This window comes from Streptosporangium sp. NPDC000239 (assembly GCF_040300765.1).
In the GTDB taxonomy this organism is placed as follows: Bacteria; Actinomycetota; Actinomycetes; order Streptosporangiales; family Streptosporangiaceae; genus Streptosporangium.
In genome coordinates this window covers 55162-70651 of record NZ_JBEPEI010000012.1, presented here as the reverse complement: position 1 = coordinate 70651, position 15490 = coordinate 55162, and the positions used below count along the sequence as shown (strand labels likewise).

At 69.5% G+C, this 15490-nt stretch carries 16 protein-coding genes, 1 tRNA gene and 1 pseudogene; 9 read left to right on the top strand and 9 right to left on the bottom strand.

All coding sequences use genetic code 11. The features are described from left to right. Nucleotides 1-6 precede the first annotated feature (6 nt). The 3 genes from ABT340_RS26660 to ABT340_RS26650 all read right to left on the bottom strand — a co-directional run bounded on the left by ABT340_RS26660 (nt 7) and on the right by ABT340_RS26650 (nt 3084). Entirely contained in the window at nt 7-669 is a 663-nt protein-coding gene (locus ABT340_RS26660) for a nitroreductase family protein (protein WP_352013564.1), read from the bottom strand. 64 nt (nt 670-733) lie between these two features. After that, the gene (locus ABT340_RS26655) at nt 734-1861 is read right to left on the bottom strand and encodes a carboxylate-amine ligase (RefSeq protein ID WP_352013563.1); all 1128 of its coding nucleotides are present in this window, start codon (nt 1859-1861) and stop codon (nt 734-736) included. Nucleotides 1862-1953: 92 nt separating this feature from the next. Beyond that, nucleotides 1954-3084, bottom strand: a complete 1131-nt coding sequence (locus tag ABT340_RS26650) for a M20/M25/M40 family metallo-hydrolase (RefSeq protein ID WP_352013562.1) — start codon at nt 3082-3084, stop codon at nt 1954-1956. A 236-nt stretch (nt 3085-3320) separates the two neighbouring features. Between ABT340_RS26650 and ABT340_RS26645 the strand changes: the two genes are divergently transcribed. The 4 genes from ABT340_RS26645 to ABT340_RS26630 all read left to right on the top strand — a co-directional run bounded on the left by ABT340_RS26645 (nt 3321) and on the right by ABT340_RS26630 (nt 7047). Beyond that, nucleotides 3321-4628, top strand: a complete 1308-nt coding sequence (locus ABT340_RS26645) for an MFS transporter (protein ID WP_352013561.1) — start codon at nt 3321-3323, stop codon at nt 4626-4628. A gap of 108 nt (nt 4629-4736) precedes the next feature. Continuing rightward, a complete protein-coding gene (locus ABT340_RS26640) occupies nt 4737-5840 on the top strand; it encodes a ferritin-like domain-containing protein (RefSeq protein ID WP_352013560.1) in 1104 nt (367 codons plus the stop codon). Nucleotides 5841-5920: 80 nt separating this feature from the next. After that, a complete protein-coding gene (locus ABT340_RS26635; RefSeq protein WP_352013559.1) occupies nt 5921-6619 on the top strand; it encodes an HAD family hydrolase in 699 nt (232 codons plus the stop codon). Beyond that, a complete protein-coding gene (locus ABT340_RS26630) occupies nt 6619-7047 on the top strand; it encodes an NUDIX domain-containing protein (RefSeq protein ID WP_352013558.1) in 429 nt (142 codons plus the stop codon). Before ABT340_RS26635 ends, ABT340_RS26630 begins: the two co-directional genes overlap by 1 nt. Here ABT340_RS26630 and ABT340_RS26625 read toward each other — a convergent pair. From ABT340_RS26625 to ABT340_RS26615, 3 genes are all read right to left on the bottom strand, one after another. After that, complete coding sequence (locus tag ABT340_RS26625) at nt 7022-8092, bottom strand: polysaccharide deacetylase family protein (protein ID WP_352013557.1); 1071 nt, start codon at nt 8090-8092, stop codon at nt 7022-7024. The two genes, ABT340_RS26630 and ABT340_RS26625, sit on opposite strands and share 26 nt — an antisense overlap. A gap of 89 nt (nt 8093-8181) precedes the next feature. Then, complete coding sequence (locus ABT340_RS26620; RefSeq protein WP_352013556.1) at nt 8182-8580, bottom strand: ATP-binding protein; 399 nt, start codon at nt 8578-8580, stop codon at nt 8182-8184. Nucleotides 8581-8649: 69 nt separating this feature from the next. Continuing rightward, nucleotides 8650-9021, bottom strand: coding sequence for an STAS domain-containing protein (locus ABT340_RS26615; RefSeq protein WP_352013555.1), 372 nt, complete (start codon nt 9019-9021; stop codon nt 8650-8652). Between the two features lie 201 nt (nt 9022-9222). Here ABT340_RS26615 and ABT340_RS26610 point away from each other — a divergent pair, with 201 nt between their 5' ends. From ABT340_RS26610 to ABT340_RS26590, 5 genes are all read left to right on the top strand, one after another. After that, nucleotides 9223-9507 (top strand): GNAT family N-acetyltransferase, encoded by a 285-nt coding sequence (locus ABT340_RS26610; protein ID WP_352013554.1) that lies wholly within the window; start codon nt 9223-9225, stop codon nt 9505-9507. Between the two features lie 50 nt (nt 9508-9557). Further along, a complete protein-coding gene (locus ABT340_RS26605; protein ID WP_352013553.1) occupies nt 9558-11273 on the top strand; it encodes a pentapeptide repeat-containing protein in 1716 nt (571 codons plus the stop codon). A gap of 343 nt (nt 11274-11616) precedes the next feature. Continuing rightward, on the top strand, nt 11617-11736 hold the full coding sequence (locus tag ABT340_RS26600) for a DLW-39 family protein (RefSeq protein ID WP_013130296.1): 120 nt from the start codon (nt 11617-11619) through the stop codon (nt 11734-11736). A 29-nt stretch (nt 11737-11765) separates the two neighbouring features. After that, nucleotides 11766-12506, top strand: a complete 741-nt coding sequence (locus tag ABT340_RS26595; protein ID WP_352013552.1) for an HAD-IA family hydrolase — start codon at nt 11766-11768, stop codon at nt 12504-12506. A gap of 113 nt (nt 12507-12619) precedes the next feature. Further along, nucleotides 12620-12692: transfer RNA gene (locus ABT340_RS26590), tRNA-Ala, on the top strand. A 54-nt stretch (nt 12693-12746) separates the two neighbouring features. Here ABT340_RS26590 and ABT340_RS26585 read toward each other — a convergent pair. From ABT340_RS26585 to ABT340_RS26575, 3 genes and pseudogenes are all read right to left on the bottom strand, one after another. Then, nucleotides 12747-13910 (bottom strand): tyrosine-type recombinase/integrase, encoded by a 1164-nt coding sequence (locus ABT340_RS26585; RefSeq protein WP_352013551.1) that lies wholly within the window; start codon nt 13908-13910, stop codon nt 12747-12749. Further along, nucleotides 13907-14122, bottom strand: coding sequence for an excisionase family DNA-binding protein (locus tag ABT340_RS26580; RefSeq protein ID WP_352013550.1), 216 nt, complete (start codon nt 14120-14122; stop codon nt 13907-13909). The genes ABT340_RS26585 and ABT340_RS26580 overlap by 4 nt, the downstream gene beginning before the upstream one ends. Continuing rightward, nucleotides 14119-15147, bottom strand: a pseudogene (locus ABT340_RS26575) (replication initiator). The gene ABT340_RS26580 and the pseudogene ABT340_RS26575 overlap by 4 nt, the downstream one beginning before the upstream one ends. Between the last annotated feature and the right edge of the window lie 343 nt (nt 15148-15490).

The following is a 15490-nucleotide window of genomic DNA, read 5'->3' as shown; positions in this document are numbered from 1 at the left end:
GCGGCCTCAGCAGCGGATCATCACCTCCTCCAGCGGCTTGCGGGTCAGGTCGGGCACCCGGACGCCCGCCGCCGGGTAGCCGACCGGCATCACCAGGTAGGGACGCTCCTCCGGGGGCCGGTCGCACACCTCGTTGAGGAAGCGCATCGGGCTTGGCGTGTGGACCAGCGTGGCCAGCCCCGCGTGGTGCAGCGCCGCGATCAGCAGACCGACCGCGATGCCGACCGACTCCTTGACGTAGTAGGGCTTGGGGGTACGCGGCCCCTGGTGCACCTCGAAGATCACGATCACCACCGGGGCGATCTCCAGGAACGGCTTGTGCCAGTCGGTGCCGATCGGGGCGATCATGTCGAGCCACTCGGCGGGGGCCCGGTGCGCGTAGAACTCCCGTTCCTCGGCCTCGGCGGCCGCACGCAGCCGTCGCCTGCGCTCGGGGTCCGTCACGACGACGAACCGCCACGGCTGCAGGTTGGCGCCGCTCGGCGCGCTCGCCGCCGCCCGTACGGCCGCCTCGATCACCCCTTCGGGCACCGGGTCGGGTGCGAACTCCCGCACCGACCTGCGGGCGGTCATCGTGTCGGCGAACGCCCTGGCGTCGTGGGCCATGGCCGAAGGCGGCCTACGGCTGGTGTCCAGGGGAATCGTCGGGTGCTCTGCGGTCTCGGTCAACGGAAAACGCCTCCCAGTCCGTCCTGCCTCCCCTCAAGGGTGGACCGGGCGGACCGGGATGTCGTTACGCGGACGTGCTCTCCTCCTGGAGGGCGGGCGGGGCCGTACAGGTGATGAGGTGGTCGACGACCCCGGCGAGCCCGCCTTCCTCGGCGGCGCGGCGCTGGCGGGTGGCCCCGTCGCCCTCCCCGGTCAGGCGCTTCAGCCAGCCGGTGACCAGGTCGAGGTCCCCGTGCTCCTCAAGCCCGGCAGCCGCGGCGTCGAGCATCCGTACGGCCAGCTCGGCGGCGGGCACGGGACGGCCGGTGCGCACGTCAACGCCGTACCCGCCGAGCCCGTCGCGGGCGGCCCGCCAGTAGGCGACCCGCATCAGGTCGGCCGAGACGACCGGCCCCGGGTCCCCCCGGTCGACCAGCGTGAGCGAGGTCGTCACCAGGCCTCTGACCAGGGCGGCGACCATCGCCGACTCCTCGGCGGTGGTCGGCACGTCGGCGGCCCTGATCTCAAGCGTCGGCTGGTGCGCCGAGGGCCTGATGTCCCAGAAGACCGTGCCCACGTCGACCAGGGCCCCGGCCTCCTGGAGCATGGCGATGTGGGAGTCGTAGTGGTCGGCCGAGGTGAAGTACGGCGGAGGCCCCGCGACCGGCCAGCGGTTCCACACCAGCGTGCGCCAGCTCGCGTAGCCGGTGTCGCGCCGCGACCAGTACGGCGAGTTCGCGGTGAGCGCGATCAACGTGGGCAGGTGGGGCCGCAGGTGGTTGCCCGCGAGCACCGCCCGGTCGCGTTCCGGCAGCTCGACGTGGACGTGCAGGGCACAGATGCTCAGCTCGTCGTGCAGCCCCCTGAAGGTCGCGTTGCCCAGGTCCTGCCGGGGGCCCTCGGTCATCGGCGAGGGGACGACGTCCCCCAGCACCGGGGTGCCGCTGGCCATGATCCGCAGCCCCTCCTCGGCCGCCGAGGCGTCCAGCTCCGCCCGGCCCCGCGCGAGCTGGCCGTACAGGTCGGTGACTGTACGGCAGGGCAGCGTCCGTGACTCGACCTGGAGCTTGGTGATCTCCCCGCCCACCTGGGGTCCGAGCCGGTCGGCCGCCCGGCGCAGCACCGCCTCCGCCTGGGGCACCGCGCACCTGGTGACCGGATCGACGACCAGGAACTCCTCCTCGACCCCGATCCGCCGGCTGTCCCTGTTCATCGTGTCGCGCCCACCTTCGCGGTAGCCCCGGACGCGCGGGAGCGCGGCCGATCACAGCGTATTGGGGGCGGCCGTCCGATGTGGGGCCTTCGTCAGGAAGGCGTCGTCAGAAGCCTCGCGACGAGTGCGGCCAGCAGCGCCGCGCGGTCGGGCATCGCCCGTACGTCGACGTACTCCCCCCGCGCGTGCGCGCCGCCGCCGACCGCGCCGAGCCCGTCCAGCGTCGGCACGCCGAGCGCGCCGGTGAAGTTGGCGTCGGAGGCGCCGGGCACGTGCGCGCCGTCCGGCGGCGGCAGGCCGATGTCCTTGGCCGCGGCCTGTGCCACCGCGAGCAGCGGCAGCGCGACCTCCGGGGTCAGCGGGTGGCGGTTGATCCCGCCGCCGACGGACAGCACGGCCCCGGGCAGCCGTGCGGTCATCCTGCGGATCTCCAGGTCGACCCGTTCGAGCTCGTCCCTGGTCCAGGCGCGGACGTCGACGCAGAGGGTCGCGGTCTCCGGGACGGTGTTCGTCGTGGTGCCGCCGGTCAGCACCGTCGGGGTCACGCTGGTCTCCTCCGCCGGTGAGGCGAACGCCTGCACGGTGAGGACCTGGTGGGCGACCTCGACGGTGGCGTTGACGCCCCGCTGGGGTTCGACGCCCGCGTGCGCCGCCCTGCCGACGGCGGTGAGCCGGTAGAGGGAGCCGCCCTTGCGCGCGACCTTCAGCGCGCCCGCCGGGTCACTGGCCTCGCAGACGAGCACCGCCCCCGAGCGCAGGGCCTGGCGTTCGATCAGCTCGCGGGAGGTGACGGAGCCGCTCTCCTCGTCGCAGGTGAGCAGCACCCCGACCCGTGAGGTGTCCGCGAGCAGGCCGAGGGCGGTGAACATCTGCACGATGCCCGCCTTCATGTCGTAGGCCCCCGGCCCCGTCGCGCGGTCGCCGTCCACGGCGAAGGGCCACTGCCTGATCGTTCCCGCGGGCCACACCGTGTCGAAGTGGCCGAGCAGCAGCACCCGCTGGTCCCGCGCGGCCCAGAGCAGGTGGGGCAGTCCGTCCCTGACGACCCGCCGCGCCGGTCTGCCGAGTACGGCCTCGCCCCAGCCGGCGACCAGGTCGGCGCAGGCCCGCAGGTGGGGGAGGGAACCGGGGGGCGACTCGCACGAGACCAGCTCCCCCAGCCGGTCGATCATCTTCGCGCCGTCCTCGTGCGCCGCCCATCGCATGACGCTCAGCGGTCTCATCGGACTCCTTCGGCAGCGGTCCCCGGCCGTCAGGCGGGCGCGAGGTCCTGCGGAGCCGCCGTGGTCGCGAGGATGACATGAGGTGCTGACTGTCAGTCAATTGTCGGATATTTCGTCTTTTGGGGCTTCTTCTGCGTTGCCTGGCTCCTGGACAGGGGGCGAAATTCATGCGACATATGACCCGGGAACCGGAAGAATGGGTTCTCTTTCTGGTTTGGGGTCTAAGGGGACGGCACGTGCACAGCTACCGGAGTGATCTCGGCATGCTCCGGGATCGGGACTTCTCTCTTCTGCTCGTCGCCAGAACCATCTCGGTGCTCGGCACCTCCTTCGCCCCCGTGGCCCTCGCCTTCGGCGTCCTGGCCCTGCCCGGCGCGACGGCCGGGACCCTGTCGGTCGTCCTCACCGCCGAGTCGCTGCCCATGGTGGTGTTCATGCTCGTCGGCGGTGTGATCGCCGACAGGCTGCCCCGCGACCGGGTGATGATGACCGCCGAGACGCTCAACGCGGCGGCCTTCCTCAGCCTCGCCGGCATGATGCTCACCGGCTGGACCCCGCTGCCCGCCCTGGCGACGGCGGCGGCCGTCAGCGGCGTCTCCACGGCCATCCTCTTCCCCGCCCTGACCGGCATCGTCCCCGACGTCGTCGAGGCCGACCGCCTGCAGACCGCCAACGCCCTGCTGGGGCTGGGCACCAACATCTCCCGGGTCGCCGGTCTCGTCATGGGCGGCATGACGGTCGTCCTGATCGGCGCGGGCTGGGCACTGGTCGTCAGCGGCCTGATGTTCTCCCTGGCCGCCGTGCTCGTGGCCGCCCTGCGCCTCAAGACCGCCGCCGCCCGGGCCTCGGACGAAGCCGAGACCGTACGGCCCGCCAGGACGTCGCTCCTCGACGGCGTGCGTTCCGTCTTCACCGACCTGCGCGGCGGCTGGCGCGAGTTCATCTCACGGCAGTGGCTGTGGGTCGTGGTCGCGCAGTTCTCCCTGCTGGTGCTGGCCATGCAGGCCGCGCACGGCGTGCTCGGGCCGCTGGTCGCCAAGGAACAGATGGGTGGGGCGGCGGCCTGGTCGGCCGTCCTGGCGGGCGAGGCGGTCGGCATGCTCGGCGGCATCGTCGTCACCCTGCGGCTGCGGCCCAGCCGTCCTATCCTGATCGCCACACTCATGACACTGCCGACCGCGCTGCCGTACCTGCTGCTCGGGATCTCGGCGCCGCTGTGGACGGTCGTCCTCGGCGCGGTCGTGATGGGTGTGTGCTTCGACGTCTTCGGCGTGCTGTGGAACACCACCATGCAGCGTGAGATCCCGCCGGAGGCGCTGTCGCGGGTCAGCTCCTACGACGCCCTCGGGTCCCTCATGTTCGGCCCCATCGGCCTGATGCTGGCCGGGCCCGCGGCGATCCTGGTCGGGCCGAGGCCCGCGCTGCTCGGCTGCGCCGCCCTCATCCTGCTGGCCTCGCTCGCCGCGCTGCTCTTCCCCGGGGTGCGCGGGCTGCGCGCCCCCGCCCAGGAAACGGAGGCCCCGGCGGCGGTCGAGGCGGTGTGAGAACCGGGTTCTCCCTGGTTGCGGACTTACGGCCCCGCCGTTGACACCCCAGGGAGCGCGTGAAACCGTTCCTACGGCGTACGTCCGCGTGCCATGGAGGTGATCATCGTGTCGACCGGCCGGTTCTACACGACCCCCGTAGGCGAGGCGACCTGGGATGTGCCGATGACCGGCGACGCCCGCTTCACCTGGGAGTACGACGAGAACAGGGAGAAACTGCTTGCCCTGTACCAGAAGGGCAAGGACAAGCAGTGGGACTCGGTCAAACGCATCGACTGGGACATCGAGGTCGATCCGTACGACGCGCTCGGCATGCCCGACCAGTCGCTGGCCATCTTCGGCACCAGGCACTGGGAGAAGATGGACGAGCGGGAGCGGAAGCGGGTGCGCCACCACGCCGCCGCCTGGCAGTTCTCCCAGTTCCTGCACGGTGAGCAGGGAGCCATGATCACCGGCGCCAGGATCGTCGAGACCGTCCCCGACCTGGACGCCAAGCTCTACTCGGCCACCCAGACCATGGACGAGGCCCGGCACGTGGAGATCTTCTCCCGCTTCCTGCACGAGAAGCTCGGGCTGGTCTACCCGATCAACGGCAAGCTCCAGGACCTGCTGGGCGAGACGCTCGGCGACTCCCGCTGGGACATGCCCTACCTGGGCATGCAGGTCCTCATCGAGGGTCTGGCGCTGGCCGCCTTCGGCGTGATCCGCGACGCCAGCACCAAGCCGCTGCCCAAGCAGATCCTCGCCTACGTCATGCAGGACGAGGCCAGGCACGTCGCCTTCGGCCGCCTGGCGCTGCGCGACTACTACGCGCAGCTGTCGGCGGCCGAGCTGCGCGAACGCGAGGACTTCGTCATCGAGGGCTGCTACCTCATGCGCGACCGGCTGCGCGGCGTCGAGATCTGGGAGAACTTCGGCATCCCCCGCGCCGAGGCCCAGGAGATGCTCAGGGACTCGCCGTACATCCGGATGTTCCAGAGCCTGCTGTTCAGCCGGATCGTCCCGTGCGTGAAGGACATCGGCCTGTGGAGCGAGCGCATCCGCCAGGCCTACGACGACATGGGCGTCCTGGAGATGTCCAGGGGCGACCTCGACGCCCTCATGCGGCAGGACGAGGAGATCGCCGAGCGGATCGAGGTCGAGCGCTTCGCCGCCGAGGAGGCGGCGCGCCGCCGGGAAGTGGACGAGGTCATCGCCGAAGCCGCGTCCTGACGGCGGGAAAACCCTTTGCCGCTGCTCCGGGTGCCCTGTACCTCTTGTACGGCATGCGGAAATCCGAGCAAGGGAGAGTCGTGCCACCGCGGTCAACCGGCAGGGTGCTCATCTTCGACGCCGACGACACGCTCTGGGAGAACAACGTCCTGTTCGAGCGGGTCATCGACGACTTCCTCGACTGGCTTGAGCATCCGACCCTCGACAGGGCCGAACTCCGCGCCGTCCTCAACGACATCGAGAAGGCCAACACGGCGGTCCACGGCTACGGCAGCAAGGTGTTCCTGCGCAGCCTCCGCGACTGCTTCGAGCGGCTCAACGAGCGGCCCACGACCGAGCGGGAACGGCGCCGGATCGACGAGCTGGCGGTCGCGCTCGTCGAGCACCGCGTCGAGCTGGTCCCCGGCGTCGCCGAGACGCTCCTCGACCTCGGCACCCGGCACCGGCTGCTCCTGCTGACCAAGGGCGACCAGGCGGAACAGCGCCGCAAACTGGACGCCTCCCAGCTGGCGCACCACTTCGACGGCATCCACATCGTCGCGGAGAAGGACATCACCGCCTACCTACGGCTGGCCGAGGAGCACGCGCTGACACCCGCGAGCACCTGGATGATCGGGAACTCCCCGAAGTCGGACATCATCCCCGCCCGGCAGGCCGGAATGAACGCCGTCCTCATCCCCAACGCCCACACGTGGGTGCTCGAACAGGCCACCCTCGACCCCGGCGACCGGGGAGTGCTCACCCTGCGGGCGTTCCCCGAGCTACTGGACCACTTCTGATGGAGGGGAACCGTACACCATCCGTCTCGTGTGTCTTCGTCTGCCACGACGGCGCGGGCCGGGTGCTGCTCGCCCGGCGCGGCGCGGGCGCGCGGGACGAACCCGGCACCTGGGACTGCGGCGCCGGAGCCCTCGAATACGGCGAGTCGTTCGAGACGGCCGTCGCCCGCGAGGTCCGCGAGGAGTACTCGGCGGACGCGCTCGACATCGAGACGATCGGCGTCCGCAACGTCGTGCGCGTCGTACCCGACTCCCACTGGGTCGCGGTCGTCTTCGCGGTCAGAGTCGACCCCGCCGAGGTCGCGATCGGCGAGCCGCACAAGTTCGACCGGCTCGGCTGGTTCGACCCCGGCGACCTGCCGGAACCCCGCCACTCGCAGTTGCCGGAGACCCTCGCCCTGTTCAGTAGGCCAGGATTCGGTCGCTGAAGCGCTTGAGCGCGAAGGGCGACTTGAACTTCGGGAAGGCGACCGTGTTCACGTCGCCGTCGGAGGTGTAGCGCTCGTCCGGGTGGGCCTGCAGCCAGTCGAGCCAGGCGGTCGAGCAGAACTTCGCGCAGTCACCGGTCTTGTCCATCGAACGGATCCTCGGGATGCCCTGCGGGTCGAACTTCTTGCTGAAGGGCGACTCCGCGGGGGTGTACCCGGCCAGGAACACCCCGCCGTAGTCGTAGGAGACGCCTCCGGAGGCCCCCTTGAGCCCCCACGACTTGGTGCTCGGCTGGTTGCCGTACGGCAGGGCGAGCGTGACGGGCTTGGCGGGGATCAGGTCGGTGATGAGCTTGTGACCCGCGGCGATCTCGGCGGTGACCTGGTCCTCGGGCTTACCCCGCAGGTTCTTGTGGTCCCGGGTGTGGTTGCCGATGTCGAACCCCTTGTCGTGCAGCCACGTCAGCATCTCGGTGCCCTCCTCGGGCGTCGCCTTGCCGAACATGTCGCGCGTCACGTACATGGTGGCGACCGGCCGGAAGCCCGGGTTCCGCTTGGCGACGTCCTCAAGGATGGCCACGGCCGTCCCGGGCTTGGGGACGCCCATCCCGTCCAGTGAGAGCTGGGAGGGAGAGGAGTCGTCGAAGGTGAGCACGACCGGGTGCTTGCCGGCCGGGATGTCCATGCGCCCGGTGACGTACTCGGCGGCCGTCACCGGGACGTAGCCCTCCTTGGCCAGCCGTTCCAGCTCGGTGCGGAACTGCTTCGGGGTGCGGTCGTCCTGGGTGCCGGGCTTGTCCACCACCCGGTGGTACATCAGGACGGGGATCTGCCCCAGTTCGTTGGCGCGGACCTGGGCCGCCGTCACCGCCCTGGACTTGAGCTGGGCCGCCTTCTTGGCCGCGACCGCGGACGCCGAGGCCTTCGCCGCGGCGGCGATCGCCGCGGGGTCCTTCTCCGCCTTGTCCTGTCCCGAGCACCCGGCGAGCGCGGCTCCCGTCGCCACGGCCACCACAACGACGCCGATCACCCTGAGACGGCCCATCGCATCCCCCTCGCGCGCAGACGATGGCCAGGTGATCCCCCCGGGATTCGCGTGCCGATCTCCACGCGAGGCAAAGCTTCGGAGAGGGCTTACCGGGCGGGGACGGTGTCCAGGCACATCCGCAGGCGTACCAGCGAGCGGCCGTCGTTGCGCCGGATGGTGAACTCGTCGCAGAGCTGACTCATCAGCCACAGGCCGAAGCCCCGCACGGCGTCGGCGGGACGTCGGGGCGGGACGTCACGCCTGCCGAGCGCGCCCACGGTGTCGGTGATGTCGACGGTGACGCAGTCCGCGTCGTGCCGTACGGTCACCGTGCCCTCGCCGCCGCCGTGTTCGAGCACGTTGATCACGGCCTCGTTGACGGCGATCAGCAGGTCGTCGAGGCGGTCGTCGCGCAGGCCCGCCAGGACCGCCCTGCGCAGGAGGAAGTCCCGCAGGGCACCGAGATCCTCATCGATCGGCCACTGCTGTTCCTGGTCGCCGGTCACGCCTTCCCCCTCGACCTCGCCCCGTCCGGTGGTCGTTAGACATCTGCCCGGTCCCCGCCGACTTACGTCCTACAGCGGGGTCTGGCTCGTCATGATCTCCACCGCCCGTGTGACGGTCGGCTGGACGCCGAAGGCCTCGGCGAGGCCGGTCAGGTGGAAGATCCGCTTCAGCCGCTGGTGCGGATTGGCCAGCGCGATCCGGCGCCCACGGGCCTGGACGAGCTCGCGCACACCGAGAAGGACCTGAAGGCCGGACGAGTCGCAGAAGCTCAGCTCCGTCAGGTCGACGACCAGGTCACGCGGCTCGGGGCCGACGGCCTCGTGCAGGTCGTGCCGCAGCCGTTCGGCGTTGGTGTAGTCGAGCTCCCCACCCAGGGCGAGAAGGAGAATCCCCTCGGGGGCGTCGCCGGGGACGACGGTTACGCGGACGACCGTGGTCACGGGGCCACCTTTGCGGGCTGTCGGATCGGAAGGCGTCACACGACCGACGCCGTGACCGTCCAGTTTACCGTTGACCGGAAATCCTGTTGGGTGCCTTTTACCAGGCCACCACGGCTCCGTGGTCCGCGGGGGAATGAATCCCCTCCGGTGGAGGCTGATCGGTAGGCCGCCGCCCGGCGGCCCGACGAAGGAGGACTTCTCGTGCACGTCGACGTCAAGCTCTCACCCGAAGGCGACCTCTACGAGGCGTTGATCGACGGAAGGCACGCGGGACAGCTGGAGTTCGTCCGGCGTGACGGCGTCATCGTCTACACCCACACCGAGGTGGAGGACGAGTTCGGTGGCAAGGGGGTGGGTGGCTCCCTCGTCCGCACGGCCCTGGACGCCGCCCGCGCCGAGGGCGTCCAGGTGGTGCCGCGCTGTCCGTTCGTCAGGCAGTGGATCGACCGGCACCCCGACTACGCCGACCTCGTCAAGGACGCCTGACCCGCTTTTCGGTAGGATCCTGATGTTTCGGGGGAGATAGCGAGTGGAAAATGCGGGTCTTTCTCTGGCTTCTCACCCTTCTCACTCCGACGGTGATCCTGGCGGCCGTGACGCAGGCCCCTCCGGCATCGGCCGAGGCGGCGTGCAGGCCGGGCAGCGGCGTCGACCTGTCCGGCAGGAACCTCACCACGGCCGCCCTGCCCGCCGACCTGACCTGCGCCGACCTGCACGGCGCGACCCTCGACGGAGTACGGCTGCGCGCCCCCCTCACCCGGGCGAACCTCAGGGGAGCCTCCCTCAAGGGGGCCGACCTGTCCACCGTGAGCATGGCGGGCGCCGACCTGCGGGAGGCCGACCTCACCGAGGCGAACCTGCCCGGCGCCGACGCCCGCGGCGCCGACCTGCGTGAGGCGACCCTCGACGACGCCATGTTCGCCTACGCCCACCTGGAGGGGGCCGACCTCCGCGGGGTCCGCATGGTCAGGGCCAAGGCGTACAACGCCCAGTTCGACGGCGCCAGGCTCACCGGGGCCGACCTGCGCGAGGCGAGCGTCTACTACGCGGACCTGCGCCGGGCCGACCTCACCGACGTCAGGGCGGCGGGGGCCAGGTTCTACAACGCGATCCTGATCGACACGGTCTTCCACAGGACCGACCTGACCAAGGCCGAGATGTACTCGACCGCCGCCGACGGGGCCACCTTCCAGGACGCCGACGTCACCGAGGCCAACCTGCGTGACGCCACCGGCCTCGACCTGGCGGGCAGCAAGGGCGTCCCCACCGACCTGCCCGCCCCCGGCGCGAACTGCGAGCCGGGCAGCGGCCAGCGGTACGCGGGCCGGGACCTCACCGGCGTCAGCGACTTCCCCGACGACCTCAGCTGCGCCGACCTGACCGGTGCCCGTCTCGACGGCCTGAACCTGAGTTCCGTACGGCTCGACCGCGCGATCCTGCGCAAGGCGTCGCTGTCCGGGGCCAGGCTCCGCTCCCTCAAGGGAGCCGACCTGCGCCAGGCCCGTCTCATCGGCGCCGACGTCGGCAGCGGTGACCTGACGGGCGCGGACCTCGGCTCCGCCGTCCTGGCCACGGCCAACCTCGGCAGCGCCGACCTCAGGGGCGCCTCCTTCAAGGGCGCCGACCTGCGTGACGCCCGTCTCGGCAGCGCCAAGGGCGACCGGGCCGACTTCACCGGGGCCATGATGGAACACGCCGACCTGAGCAGCGGCCAGTACTTCGACGCGGTCTTCAGGAACGCCTCCCTCATCGGTGCCGACCTGTCCTCCACCCACCTCAAGGGCGCGTCCTTCCAGGGGGCGGATGTCACCGACATGGAGACGGCCAACGTCGACGACGCCGACCTCTCCGGCTCGACGAGCGAGATGCCGGTCGGCTGGGTCGTCGTCCTGTGGCTGCTCGGCCTGGCCGCCGCCGCCCTCGCCGCCAGGATGGCCCGGGGAGTCGTACGGCGCAGGCGGGCCGCCGTACGGGAACGGGCCCGGTTCGAGGACTCCAGGCGTGCGGTCGAGGAGGAGGTGACCTCGCTGGGCGAGGAGATCGACCTGCTCGACCAGGCGGGCACCGACGCCGAGGCGGCCGACTGGCACGAGGCCCTCGACGCCTACGACGCGGCGAAGGAGGCGTTGGCGGCGGCGAGGGACGAGGCCGGGCTGAAGGCGGTCAGGGACATCGTGCACCGGGGACGCGACGCGCTGACCAGGCCCGGGGGCACTCGTCGCAAGGGCGGCGGAAGGCGGGAACGGCGCTGACCTCCCGGTTTTCCTCCCCTGCGCCTACCCAAAAATACGCATATTTCCTGATCGTGCGGGCTTTGGGGAAGATCGTCCCCGGGTGGGTGCGCCGCCAGAGGTTTCCGGGGGTTATGGTGAAGCGGGAACGGCCATGAGGCCCGACTCGTCGCGTATTGCGGCCGTTTGGATGCGAGCCGTACGGCGTGATGTTTAGAATCACCCGGTTGACGGTGATTGGCCGCTTCGGCTTGTCGCCCAAACCGGATCATGGCCCGATCCCTTGCTAGGCTGCAGGGAAAACGTTGGAACCGGGCGTTGTCTCACCCCGGCAGGTGAGACCGTCAAGAAGTGGGGTCACACCGTGAAGAAGCTGCTCGTTCTCGCGCTCGTCGCGCTTGGGGGACTGCTGATCTGGCGCAAGGTGCAGGCGGACCGCGCCGAGCTCGACCTGTGGACTGAGGCCACAGGAAGCGAGAACTGAACAACGCGGCTACCGATTCGGGTGCTTTCATGGTCCTTGCCCACGATGGGGGAACGCTCCCCATCAGGCTCGTCTGCCTGGATCTGGCGGGCACCACGATCGGCGATGTCGTCATGGTCGAACGGGCGTTCACCGAGGCGATCGCCACACAGGGAATCGTGCCCGGGACCGGCGCGTACGCACGTGCCATGGTGCACGTACACCGGTCCCGGGGCCGCTCCACACTGGACGTCTTCCGGGGCATCTTCCCCGACAACGAGGCTCAGGCCCAGGCGGCCAATCTGACCTTCGAGCGCTCCTACGAGGGCGCCATCGGCCGTTCCGGCCTCGTCCCGGCGGCCGGCATCGTCGAGACGTTGGACACACTCCGCGACGGCGACGTCAAGGTGTGCCTGACCACCGGCTTCAGCCGCTCCCTGATCAGCCGGGTGCTGGCCGACCTGAGCTGGTCCGACCGGTTCGACCTCGTGCTCTGCACCGAGGACGTCGGCCGTGGCCGCCCGATGCCCGACATGGTGCTCAGCGCGCTTCTGCGCCTTCGCGTCCAGGACGTCCGCCAGGTCGCGGTGGCCGGAGACTCGGAGAACGACATGCTCTGCGGACGGCGCGCAGGAGCCTCGGTCGTCGCCGGGATCATGACCGGGGCCCACAGCAGGGAACGCCTCCTCAAGGGCGGCGCCACCCACATCCTGGACTCCGTCAGGGACCTGCCCTCCCTGGTCCTGACCGACCGCCCCGCTGAGACCCCCGTGGGCGCCTCCGCCCGCTGACCCTTCTCCGGTGGTCATGCGTCAAGTGGCGTCGGAGGGCGTCCAGTTGCTACCGTGTACGCCTGAAGCAGGTCGCGAGCGCACTTCCACATGCCGGTCGGCGACCTGGTCTCGGGGCCTTAGCTCAGTTGGCAGAGCGCCTGCTTTGCAAGCAGGATGTCAGGAGTTCGAATCTCCTAGGCTCCACCCACGTAAAAGCCCAGTTCAGAGGCCATTCCTCTGCCTGGGCTTCAGTGTTTCTCAAGGCTGTTTTCGGTCCCGTGCCCGTTGCGTGCCCGATGGCTTTTCCTGTGCCCGTTGGGCGAGGTCGTTGAGCTTGTCGGCGATTTCGCGTTGCCGTTCGTTGGTGGAGTGCTGGTAGATGAGGGCGGCGCGGGAGCTGCTGTGGCCCATCCGCTTCATGAGGTCGCGGGTGGAGGCTCCGGCGTTCGCGGCGAGGGTGTTGCCGGTGTGGCGGAGGTCGTGGAAGTGGATCTTCGGTAGGTCGGCGTCGGTGAGGGCCTTGGACCAGACGCGGCGGTTGAAGTTGACGTTGCGAAGCGGGCCGTTGTCGGGGCCGATGAAGACCAGGGCGTCGTCTGGCTCCAACGTGAAGTCGTTCAGGTGCGCGCGGATGTCGTCGAGGATCAGGCCGGGCATGGTGACCGTGCGCTTACCTGCTTCCGACTTCGGGTCGGTGAAGACGAGGCCCTGCCCGGTGATCGAGATGAGCTGACGCCTGATCCGGACCACGCCGGTTTCCATGTCGATGTCCTGACGCTGGAGGCCCGCGAGTTCGCCCCAGCGGAGGCCGGCGAAAGTCGCCATCAGGATCAGCGCCCGATAACGACCTTCGACGACGTCGGCCAGGCGGAAGACCTGGGCCACCGAGAGGACCGGGCGCTCTGGGGACTTCTCTTGTCCCGCGCCTTTGATTCGGCATGGGTTGCGCTTGATTAGTAGGTCGTCGACCGCTGTGGTCATGATGGCCTTCAGGAGCCGGTACGCCTTGGCGCCGGTCACCGCGCTCACGCCCTTGTCCAACAAGGTCTTGCGCCAGCGCCGGATCTGAGGGTCCTTGATGTCGGCGATGGCCCGTTCGCCGAAGGTCGGCACGAGGTGGTTGTGGAACAGGTAGCCGTAGAGCTCGACCGTACGGGGGCGCAGGTTCGGGCGTTCGTCGATCCAGTCCCGGCCGTACTTACTGAGGAGGATCTTCCCGGCTTCTGGATCAATCCAGTCGTCGTTGAGGATCTCGGCCTCTTTCTTCGTGAGCCAGATGTCCGCGTCAGTCTTGGTCGCGAAGGTCTCCGGGGCCGGTCTGTCGACGCCGTCCGGTCCTGTGTAACGGGCCTGCCAGCGTCCCGAGGGCAGTTGCCGAACGCGTCCGAAGCGGCGCTTTGAGGCCTTCTTGCTCTTGCTCATCGCGTGGCCTTTCGGGAACGGGGCACGACCGCCAAGACGACGCCAGCGGAGATGTAGGCCTCAAGCGCGGCTTCGGGGATACGGACGTGACGGCCGACGTGGACGAACGTGATGCGGCGTTCTTCGATCAAGCGACGGGTGAACCGGACGCTCGTGTTCAGGCGTTCCGCCGTCTCTTCCACGGTCAGGAGACGACCGGCGGTGATGGTCATGCCGCGCTCCTCTCGACTGTCGAAGGATCTTGGCCGTCTGCTGCGGCTTGGAGTTGGTTCAGGTGAGCGCGCCAGCGGAGGCGTTCGCGGATGGAGCGGAGCAGGCGGACGCGGATCGGTGGGAGGTCGGGGTCTCTGGCCTTGACCGGTGACCAGACGTAGCGGCCCACGTCGGCGGGTTCGTCGGTGACGCCGAGGGCTTCTAGGACCCAGGTCCGGCGGTCGGCCTTGTGTTCGGTCAGGGTCTTGTTGAACCACTTGCGGGAGACCAGGACGCGGCGTCCGCCGTAGCCGAGGTGTTCGGGGCGGTGGGCTTTGCCTCTGCACCGGCCGGGGATCATGCCCGGCTTGGCGTTCTTGGGCTGGACGCCGTACCGGAGCCAGTTCGGGCAGGTGGGCGTGCATGGTTCGTACCGCAGGACCTCAGCGAGCCGGGCCGCGTGATCCCGGGCGGCTTGGGAGTCGGCGGCCTGCCCGAGTGACTTGGTCAGGTACTTCGACAGGTAGCGGATCGCCTGATCTGCGTCCGGGGTGTCCGAGAGGATGCCTTGGGCGTCGACCTGGGGGCCGAAGCGGACGACGTGGAGTGGCTGTGCGTCGGGATCGGCGTCGAGCTGGTCGAGGGCCTCGTCCCAGGTGGGGAGGATCTCGCCGGTCGCGGGATCGAGGTAGCCGGCCTTTTCATCCCACACCGGCAGGTGCCCGCCCTCGAAGCGGATCGTGTCGCAGGAGGGTCACCACACTTGGTGGTAGGTAGCAGCCGCTACGGCGCGGATGTCGGCGCGGGACATGCTGCCGCGCATGGCCATGTGCAGGTGCGGTGCCAGGCGCTTTTGCATCTCCACCGACGCGAAGTATTGGACGTCATAGCCCGCCACCCGGCGAAGGTTCTGCACGAAGCGGTCGATCAGCTTGGAGAAGTGCAGCGCGTCCCGTGCCGCCTTCGCGTAGTCGTAGGTGGCTGGGTCGACCGGGACGCCGTCGTTGATCCGTCCGTAGGTGTCGAGAGTGAGCGTGAGTCGCACCCCTTGCATAAGCCGCCTGACGGCGCAAAAATGTTGCTGGGCCGGAAGGCGGCCTGTCCTGACATCTCTGCCCCAACCAGATGTCGACTAAGGACGAAGAAGCTTTGCTCCACCTTCCCGGAGTCCTTTTTATGCGCCTTAGCAGGCGCCGCGATCAGTTGTCGGATATTCAGGGGCGGGAGTATCCGGGAACGGATTGATTATGCCTGCTAAAGGTTGTGTGACTCAAAATGCTCGGACCCGGCGGTTGTTCACGGGTGAGCCTGCTCAGCATGCCAGGGAGCAACTACTCTCTTCCAAAGAGCTAATTCCAGCGGCCACACATGCCCAAGCATCACTTGAG